Annotated in this window: 8 protein-coding genes; 2 read left to right on the plus strand and 6 right to left on the minus strand. The window is 63.2% G+C overall.

Annotation, left to right across the window (positions count from 1 at the left end; genetic code table 11):
* Positions 1–447: 447 nt before the first annotated feature.
* From M3461_13560 to apbC, 3 genes are read right to left on the minus strand one after another with little or no spacing between them, the layout of a single operon-like run.
* Complete coding sequence (locus tag M3461_13560) at positions 448–1,395, minus strand: hypothetical protein (protein ID MDQ3775295.1); 948 nt, start codon at positions 1,393–1,395, stop codon at positions 448–450.
* A gap of 19 nt (positions 1,396–1,414) precedes the next feature.
* Positions 1,415–1,981, minus strand: a complete 567-nt coding sequence (gene dcd, locus M3461_13565) for a dCTP deaminase (GenBank protein ID MDQ3775296.1) — start codon at positions 1,979–1,981, stop codon at positions 1,415–1,417.
* A 1-nt stretch (position 1,982) separates the two neighbouring features.
* Positions 1,983–3,074 carry an iron-sulfur cluster carrier protein ApbC gene (gene apbC / locus M3461_13570; GenBank protein MDQ3775297.1) on the minus strand — a complete coding sequence of 364 codons (1,092 nt, stop codon included), beginning with the start codon at positions 3,072–3,074 and terminating at the stop codon, positions 1,983–1,985.
* A gap of 328 nt (positions 3,075–3,402) precedes the next feature.
* Between apbC and M3461_13575 the strand changes: the two genes are divergently transcribed.
* Positions 3,403–3,585 (plus strand): type II toxin-antitoxin system Phd/YefM family antitoxin, encoded by a 183-nt coding sequence (locus M3461_13575; protein MDQ3775298.1) that lies wholly within the window; start codon positions 3,403–3,405, stop codon positions 3,583–3,585.
* Here the strand turns inward: M3461_13575 and M3461_13580 are convergent.
* The 3 genes from M3461_13580 to M3461_13590 form a co-directional block, all read right to left on the minus strand.
* Positions 3,549–3,992 carry a lipase family protein gene (locus tag M3461_13580; protein ID MDQ3775299.1) on the minus strand — a complete coding sequence of 148 codons (444 nt, stop codon included), beginning with the start codon at positions 3,990–3,992 and terminating at the stop codon, positions 3,549–3,551. The two genes, M3461_13575 and M3461_13580, sit on opposite strands and share 37 nt — an antisense overlap.
* 11 nt (positions 3,993–4,003) lie before the next feature.
* Positions 4,004–4,618: a hypothetical protein gene (locus tag M3461_13585; protein MDQ3775300.1), complete on the minus strand. Its 615-nt coding sequence runs from the start codon at positions 4,616–4,618 to the stop codon at positions 4,004–4,006.
* A gap of 288 nt (positions 4,619–4,906) precedes the next feature.
* Positions 4,907–6,178: a cation:proton antiporter gene (locus tag M3461_13590; GenBank protein ID MDQ3775301.1), complete on the minus strand. Its 1,272-nt coding sequence runs from the start codon at positions 6,176–6,178 to the stop codon at positions 4,907–4,909.
* Positions 6,179–6,776: 598 nt separating this feature from the next.
* Between M3461_13590 and M3461_13595 the strand changes: the two genes are divergently transcribed.
* Positions 6,777–8,345 carry an FAD-binding protein gene (locus M3461_13595; GenBank protein MDQ3775302.1) on the plus strand — a complete coding sequence of 523 codons (1,569 nt, stop codon included), beginning with the start codon at positions 6,777–6,779 and terminating at the stop codon, positions 8,343–8,345.
* Positions 8,346–8,975 lie beyond the last annotated feature (630 nt).

Genomic DNA, 8,975 nt, shown 5'->3' on the forward strand with positions numbered 1-8,975 from the left:
GTGCACGCCGTAACCCACCCACTTGATACGCGGGCACCGAGGATGTTTCGAGTCTCTTTACGCTATGGGATCCCGCTTCTCATCGTCGTATTCACGGCGGTCCTTGCGGCGTACACAACGCAAAAGGAATGGGGTGCCGCGAAGCCGTCGTCCGGGGAGAAGGGGTTTCGCAGATCATAAGTCGCATAGCAACGCTCCAAAAGCAGTTCAGCCATGCATTCGCCACGGGTGACCGCGAGCGCATTGCACAGGCGATGTCACTCCTCGGCAGTGCTCTGGAGCCGCAGTTTGCGATATTGGCAGATGATACCGCCATTGTGCTGGGCGCAACGAAGGGCGAATGGGTCCGTCGATCGCTGGCGAAGGTAGCCCGGGCGCAATGGCCACGCTGGCCGGGCGAGCCGTTGCAGGCCATGGGGGCGTGGTCTAGACGCTAGCTAGGACGGGTCACGCGAACAGGCCCAGACACTCTGCCGCGATGTTGGCAGCGGATCGCCCGCCGTTCTGGAGGGGCAGGAGGCGCTTGAGCTCCTCAGTCGGCACCTCGGCATGCACCTCCTTGCCGAGCACGAGCGCGACGTACACGACCGAGGAGAAGCGCGTCACCAAGGTCGTGCAGTTCGCGATCATGTGGTCGGTGTTGCCGTCCTGGAACATCAGGGCCCCGGGCGAATAGCGCTCGACCTCGCGGCGGGCCCGGTCGTGGTCCTCGTTGGGGTGGAACTTGAAGACGATCGGGCGACCCCGGGCGAGGCGGTTGACCTTGTCGATGAAGCGGCGGCGGTTCTCATAGCGGTACACCTCGCGCCGGTCCGAGGTCGCGGCCAGGACGTAGTCCCGGTGCGGGAAATCGTTGTCCACGAAACTCCGGCAATCGTCGAAGTTCGGGATCCCGGTGACACGCGTCTTTTCCCGGCGCACCCCTTTTTTCACGAACAGGTCACGGTAACCGTCCGAGGCCACGCAAAAGAGGTCGTAGGCATCGGAGAGCCCGGTGGTCGCGGTGGAGGCCAGCCAGCGCGGCAGGGGCAGTATCTTAACCAGGTGATAGAGGATGGATTCGGGATCGGTCATCCCCTCTTGCACGAGCACGAGCTTGGAGCGGCGCACGTTTTTCGGAACGATGAGGTCGCTGCAGGTGACGACCAGATCATAAGGGCCCAGGCGGCCCTCGTAGTCGATGGCCATACCCCGCTCGTTCAGGAACGCGAGCGTCTGGCGCAGGAACCTTCCGCCCATCACCGTCCAGTCCAGGATGCCTATGCGATGGATGGGCCTGAGATAACCGTCGCAGTAATAGGGGGTGAAAAAGGCGCGGAATTCGGGTAGGTGGCGCGAGACCGCGTACATCATCTTGGTCTGGTTCAGCGACCCGCAGATGTACAGCGCCCGCATGGCCCCAACGTAATAAAATCTAGATCTTGGGTGGCGTGACGCCCTGCTGGCCCTGGTATTTCCCGCCGCGGTCCTTGTAGGAAACCTCGCAGGGCTCGTCGGACTCGATGAAGATCACCTGCGCCACGCCCTCGTTGGCGTAGATCTTGGCAGGCAGGGGAGTGGTGTTGGAAAACTCCAGGGTCACATGCCCCTCCCATTCGGGCTCGAGCGGCGTCACATTGACGATGATCCCGCAGCGCGCATAGGTACTCTTGCCCAGGCACAGGGTCAGCACATTGCGCGGGATGCGAAAATACTCCACGGTGCGGGCCAGCGCGAAGGAATTGGGCGGGATGATGCAGACCGGGGCCTTCACATCCACGAAGCTCTGCTGGTCGAACTGCTTGGGGTCCACGATCGCCGAGTTGATGTTGGTGAAGACCTTGAAATCGTCGGCACAGCGGATATCGTAGCCATAGCTAGAGGTCCCGTAGCTGATGATCCGTAGCGCCCCGTCGCGCCGGATCTGGGTCGGCTCGAAGGGAACGATCATGCCGTGCGCCTCGGCCATGCGGCGGATCCAGCGGTCCGACTTGATGGACACTCTAGGTGTTTTCGATGACGATTTTGGGAAAGCGCCCCGAATAGTCCCGCGCCCGGACCGCGAGCTTGCCCGCGACCTTGCGCGCGATCTCCCGGTATAATTCCGCGGCGCGCGATTCGGGCTCGACGGCCACGATCGGTCGCCCCTGATCCACGCCCTCACGGATGCGTGTCTCGAGCGGCAGGGCGCCGAGCAGATCGACGCCATACTGCCTGGCCATGGCCGCCCCGCCGCCCTCCCCGAAGATGTGCTCCTCGTGCCCGCAATGCCCGCAGGTATACACGCTCATGTTCTCGACCACGCCGAGCACCGGGACCTCGACCTTCTGGAACATCTTGAGGGCCTTGCGGGCATCCAGCAGCGCGATGTCCTGGGGGGTCGTCACGATCACCGCCCCGCTCACCGGGATGCGCTGGCAGAGCGTCAACTGGATGTCGCCGGTGCCGGGTGGGAGGTCCACGACCAGATAATCCACGTCCCGCCAGCGCGTGTCGTTCAGCAACTGCTGCAGGGCCGAGGTGACCATCGGTCCGCGCCAGATCATCGGTGTCTCCTCGTCGATGAGGTTGCCGATGGAGATGGCCTGGATGCCGTAGCTCACGAGCGGCTCGAAGGATTTCCCGTCGAGGGTCTCGGGCTTGCCCTGAGCGCCCAGCATGCGCGGCTGGCTCGGGCCGTAGATGTCCGCGTCGAGGATCGCCGCCTGCGCCCCGTCGGCCTGCAAGGCGAGGGCGAGGTTCACGGCCACGGTCGACTTGCCCACCCCGCCCTTGCCGGAGGCCACGGCGACGATGTTCTTGACGTTCGGCAGGGCGGTCGTGCCCTTCTGGACCGCGTGCGCCACGATCTTCTGGGTGATGCCGACGGTGACGTCCTGTGCGCCGGTCGCGCTCGCGACGGCCTCTTTCACGGCCACGCAGAGCGCCGATTCGATGCCCCGGATCGGGTATCCGATCTCGACCCTGATGCTGACCCGTTCCCCCTCGATCGCGATGTCCTTGACCACCTTGGCCGAGATCAGGTCCTGGCCCAGATAGGGATCCGAATAGCCACGCAGGGCCGACTCGACTTGTTCTCGTGAGAGCTGTGACATGGTGCGGCAGAGCGGTGAATCTTGGGGATTCTACACCAAGAGCCGGGGCCCCGCAGAGAACGCCGGCACGACAGGGGCGTCAGGGCGTGGCCTTCACAGGGGATGGGCGCCGAATCGAGTGGTCCGCCAAACCTCGACCCCCTCACGACGGAACCGATCGGCGCAGACGCGCGTGCTAGGCCGCAAGGGGTTTCCCGCCTGAACGGGCGGCCTTGGACACGACGCAGCGCATGCCCGGCTGGGCGCTCGCGGCCGATAGCCGTCGAGACTTGAACCGCGCATCCCGGTGACCTAGGATCTGGCTGAATTCGGACTTCATTTGATCGTTATGGGCGAATCCATCGTCAGTCTCAGCGAGCTCAAGAGCGAGGCCAGCCAACTGCTCGCCCGCATCAGGAAAAGCGGCGAGGCCATCGTCTTGACCCAGAATGGCACCGCCACGGCACTGCAGCCCGCTTCAACCCGCCTTGGCCTTTATCGACTGAAGCCATTGGCCAGTTGCTGCAAGTAAGGCACGTAGGTACCGTTGCATGAGTGGTTCGCGCCGATAGATCCCATCTGGGCACAGTATGCGACGGGGTTGGCCGTCACGTGTGCGAACTGGATAGTCAGCTCGCTACCGAGCCCGACGCAACCGGGTGGTGAGATGGGCACGATATCCGGGCTGTTCACGATACGGTAGCTGTTGGCCACCGCACTGCTGTAAGCAGTTACGAAGACGCTGGGATCGACGCTCAGAAGGCTAGTGTTGAACGCGGACAACCCGGCGGCGACCAGAGGACCGGCGAGGTTGTACATCGCTAAGCCGCCCGCGGGAAAGCCTTTAGGGAAGTTGGTCCCTATGTCCATGGCGCACAGTATGGCCAAGGCCCCGCCGAGGCTATGCCCGGTGATGTACAGCGGTAGGGCCGCATCCAATGTAGAGCTCGTCAATAGCGTCGCGATCTGCTGGGCGATCGAGCCGGGGGTCGTGTGTACTCGGCCTTCAGATCAAGCTCGTGGTCGATCTTCGTGGGCTGCGCGCCGTCCATTCCCTGGTTGTAGAGGCTGTAGAAACCGCCGTGCACCAAGCCTAAAGGAGCAAACTCAATGTTCAAATAGTAGTTGCCGTTGTTGTTACCGACGTGGAAGGGCGTCGGGACCGCGTCTATATCATTGATCCATTCGTTATAGGTCTGAGTGCCGCGCAGGGCGATGATGTTCATGGCGGGACCGCCGGAGGTCATCGCACCGCTCAGGGCAAACCCTACCGGGACCGTTACATATTCGCCGCTTGTTCCTATCTCGGCCCCCGCGACGATGGACTCGGAGACGGTGAAACCCGCGAGCTGCGTAAAGGTAACCCCAGACCCCAGGCCCTGCAACTCGGCCGCGCTCAGCGTCGTGGTGCCGTTGGCGAGCTGGGTATAGGTCAGGTTACAGCAGTTCCCGAGCAAGAGTGCAATGCTCGCATGGAAGCCAAGCGGCAAGGCGGTCGGCGAGGCATACTGCTGGGGTTCGGTGAGTTGGGTAAGCGCAAACGGCGCCGTTTCTGGACAGGCCATGAGGTTCACTCCTTTCGAATGCGTTGTTGGTTGCGATCGACCTGGCACGTGGAGGTGTCGGCGGGCCAGGTGACGGCGATGAAGGTGTTCCACGAGTAGACATTCACATCCGGTTTCCAAAACATCGGCGCCATTTTCGACTGCCCTCCCCCGGAAGACCTTGCTTGTACCGGAGCGTACCACACCGGTTTCCACTGCGTACACCCCGAGTCTTTTCCAAATGGATTGAGTCCGGACAATCTCGGGGGCGTATCAGTGGCGAAAGTCACAGGGTATGCGCCGTCGCCATCACGCCCTATCGCCCTCGCGGAGCGCGAGCCCGCGCACGATCCCGAGGCGCTCGAGCACGGGGCAGGTGATGACCGTGCTGAGAACGGCCATGAGGACCAGCATGGTGAAGACGGACCTCGGGATCACGCCGAGGTCCAGCCCGACGTTGAGCACCACGAGCTCCATGAGCCCGCGGGTGTTCATGAGGAAGCCCATGGCCAGGGCTTCGGGCTCGGCGAGACCCGTATGCCGTGCCGCCCACCAGCAGCCTGCGAGCTTGCTGGCCATGGCGGCCAGGACGAAGACGGCGCACCAGGACCACAACCCGCCCGTGTTGAGGTCGGTGACGCCCAGACGCATGCCGGTGTAGGTGAAGAAGAGCGGCAGGAAGAACACCTCGACGAAGCCGCCGACCTGCCGCCGCCAGGCGGCCACGAAGCGCCCGTGATCGTGCAGCAAGACACCGGCGATGAAGCCCCCGAAGACCGCGTAGATCCCGAGCGCCTCGGTCAGGGCCCCGGCGCACAGCGCCGCGAGCAGGACGACGGCCATGAGGTCGCCGGGGAGGCCGCGTTCATCGAGACGCGCCCGCCCGAGGATCCGGTACAGGGCCGGGCGCAGGAGCCACCAGGCCATCGCGCCGAACGCGCCGACGAGCGCGATACGCAAGCCCAGCTCCGGACCGGAGAAACGCGGGAGGGTGAGGGCCGTGACCGTGCCGAGCAGGAGCCAACCGATCACGTCGGTGACCGCGGCCGCCGCGATGGCAATGGTCCCGATGCGGGTGCGGTGGAGGTCGAGCTCAATCAGGATCCGACCGAGCACGGGGAGCGCGGTGATGGCGAAGGCCGTGGCCACGAACAGCACATAGACCAGGCGATCGGCCTCCCTGGCCAACGGCTCCCAGGACAATAGCCCGAGGCCCAGCCCGGACGCGAAGGGCACGAGGATGCCCATCGTCGCGATGAGGAGGGTCGCGCGGCGGTTGTGCCTATCTCGGAGATGGGAGAAGTCGAACTCGATACCGATCTGGAACACCACCAGCACCAGCCCGAGCCCCGCGAGGAGCCCGAGCGTCGGCGACGAAGCCATGCCCACGAGCGGTCCCGGCAGCGGGAGGAGGCCACTCGTGAGGATGGCGCCGATCCCGATGCCGGAGACGATCTCCCCCACGGCCCGCGGCTGCCCGAAATGCCGCGCCGTGCGACCGCCGATCCGCGCCGAGGCGATGATCACGATGAGCTGTACCAAGAGATCCAGCAGGGGACGATGCGTGAATCCGGGGTCCACCGGTACCTCCGTCGCTTCAGGGTCTCGCAGGAGGGTATCACCAAGCGGGTCGTGACGCAGGCCCCGGCCAATGCGCGCCGAGGAGATCGCCGGCGTTTGCGGCCCCCGCCTCATTCCACGCATTAAGGTCGGCCTCTACTGGGATTGGCTCTGCTCATCCCATTACAGGGTTCGCCCAAAAGGAGCCACACCGATGCGATCAGGCTGCATTGGCCACGGCGTTTCGCCCTGAGGCGGGTGGGCGCAAATGCTCCCCTGTGATCTGATAGATCAGGTTCTCGCGGAGATTCACCGTATACTCGGCGATACCGCGACGCAGGCTCGCATTGACAGAGTTGCCGCGGAGTCACATCATGGCGCAGGGAAGGGCGTAGCCGGGAACGCCACTTTCGAACCGGTCGGAAACCCGCAGGCTCGCGTGCAAGACCATCGGGCGGTCGACCATGGCACGAGACATTCCCATCCTGGTGTACGAACGGTAATCTTTTTATATTAATTTTTGGGCGCGCTTGCCCTCCGATGCGAGGGTCGGACCCATCCTGCAATACCGGCTATGGACGCGGCCACTCTATCAGGGATGCGAGCGCTGTCTGGGGTAATGGGTACGCACACCACCAAGCTGGCCGACCTCCTGGTGCGATACCGTTGGCTGTTCGTGGTGCCGGTGGTGCTGCCCCTGTCGCTCGCGTTCAATCTCTTCTGGGCGTTGCGGGGTTTCTACCAGCGCGGCTGGCGTCGCGCCCCGGAGGCCCATGAGCGGCGCGTCTCTGACATCCAGGCGCAGGTGGGGGAATGGCGCGCCGCGGGGACCCGGCTGCCGCTATGTACCGCGCGCAAACCCTGGATGAGCGTCTCCCCCCGGGTCGCCCGTTATAAGGCGCATGACAACACGGTGCGCGTCGCCCTCTACGACATCCTCGCGCTGGATACGGAACGGTGCGTCGTTCGGGTCGAGCCCGGCGTCAGCATCGGCCAATTGACCCGCTACCTCATCCCCAAGGGATGGACGCTGCCGATCGTGCCGGAGCTCGACGACCTCACCGTCGGCGGATTGCTCCTCGGCTACGGTATCGAGGCCTCGTCGCACCGATACGGTCTCTTCGCGGACATCGTCGAGGCCTGCGAGGTGGTCATAGGCGATGCCACGCTCGTGCGCGCCACACGTTTACAGCATACCGATCTGTTCCGCGCCCTGCCGTGGTCGTACGGAGCGCTCGGGATCCTCGTGGCCGTGGAGCTTCGTATCATCCGCTGCAAGCCCTGGGTACACGTCCGTTATCTGCCGGCCCACCACTTGAAAGACGCCTGCGAATCGTTCACCCGCATCGTCTGCCGCGACAACCCGCCGGAGTTCGTCGAAGGCATCGTGTACGGGCGCGACCGCGGTGTGATCATCACCGGCGATTTCGCGGATGGCCCGGAGGACGGCAAGGTCAATGCCATCGGCCGGTGGTTCAAACCCTGGTTCTACAAACACTGCGAGTCCTTTCTGGAGCGGGGCGCGGGCGATGAATACATCCCCCTGAGACATTATTACCGCCGTCACACGCGCAGCATCTTCTGGGAAGGGGAGCTCATCATCCCCTTCGGCAATCATCCGGTGTTTCGTTATCTCCTGGGATGGATGATGCCGCCCAAGATCGCGTTCCTGAAGCTGACACAGAGCGAAACGATCCGCGCCTATTATGAGAATAAGCACGTCTGCCAGGAGGTCCTGATGCCGATTGTAAATCTTAAGGCCAGCGTCGAGTTCTTTCATGACAACTTCGAGTGTTACCCGCTCTGGCTCTGTCCACACCGGCTTCACCGGACCGAGCCACAGGGCCTCTTGAAACCGGATGAGGGGGTCGAGGATTATGAGATGTTCGTGGACATCGGCGCCTGGTATACGCCCGGTTCGATCCTGAGAGGCGAGCCATATGATTCCCGCCGCGCCGTCCGGACGATGCAAGACTACGCCATCGCGCACCGTGGCTACCAGTGTCTATACGCCGTGACCGAGCTGACGCGCGAAGAGTTTCGCCGCATGTTCGATTGCCGCCTGTATGACGCCGTCCGGCAGAAATACCACGCACAAGGGGTCTTCATGGATACCTACGACAAGGTCAAACGCCCCTCCGGGGCACCGGGGACGTCGCCGGCTTTGGAGTCAACGGCGCCATCGTGAGGCCCGTCCAGTCCTGCGCCGATCTTGAAGAACCGCTACGACCTGGATACGACCTCGGATGCGCTGGCGGAACGGCTGAAGCAGGAAATAACCCCTCTGCAAGAGGTGGCCTGAGCATGATAGATCGGAACCGGCCCCATCGGGTTCCGACAAAACAGCGTCCAAACACCCGATGGCGCCGATGGATTGCGCAAAGCTATGTGGTTCGTCGAAGAATATTCACCAGTCACGCGTGCGTCGGAACCCGAAACGACGGTTCCGCCTACGCGGGCTCCCAGCCGTGCCATCGATAACGCCGTCTCCATCCCGATCGGAAGGGCGGCGACAACTTAACTCGCGTTGAACTTTCTATCCTTAGGTGAGAAGTTCGTGCTCGCAGTATGGTCGCTCGCCTGCGATCATCCAGCAAAGCGTGCCATGCACGTTGCTTACTGACCCTCCGGTACAGGAGCGGCTGGTTGCGCTTTCTCTCCGTCTACCTTGAGGTGGGTGGACAGTAGTGTCCGACAGATTTGATAGCTAACGATCGGAAAGCCTGTATTGACAAGGCCTTTCATTACTTTGTGGGTGTAAACGATTTGAACGTGGAGCGCCGATTCGGGCAAGCTACCCGGATTTATCCGGGAGGCG

The organism is Pseudomonadota bacterium, assembly GCA_030860485.1.
In the GTDB taxonomy this organism is placed as follows: domain Bacteria; phylum Pseudomonadota; class Gammaproteobacteria; order JACCXJ01; family JACCXJ01; genus JACCXJ01.